Source organism: Alteromonas sp. G4i13, assembly GCF_054960505.1.
In genome coordinates, this window is record NZ_JBHNYX010000141.1 from 1 (window position 1) to 282 (window position 282).

The 282-nt window shown below is 48.9% G+C and carries 1 protein-coding gene; it reads right to left on the reverse strand.

The annotated features are described in order from the left end of the window. Window positions 1-282, reverse strand: a 282-nt coding sequence (locus ACFI6J_RS21665) for a Tn3 family transposase (protein ID WP_462586417.1), incomplete at both ends; no start/stop codon positions are given.

Sequence of the window (282 nt, forward strand, 5' to 3'; positions counted from 1 at the left end):
TCAGTATCGCGGAGTTGAAGTAGATGATCGCGTTGGCAAGCAATCTTGCGCATTCATTCCAGATAGCGATTTCAGACTCGTTTTTGCCACGGAACTGATCACCATTCACCGACGCAATGGCTCGTCTAAGGAAGTGCCATGCTTCTCCCCGGTTCAGGGCACGTTGCACATACTGCCGCAAACTGGCATCGTCGATGTAGTCAAGTAAATATTGCGCTTTAACCAGTCGATTATACTCCGTCAGAGCCTGTAATATTGGGTGTCCAGAAGGGTAACCAGACA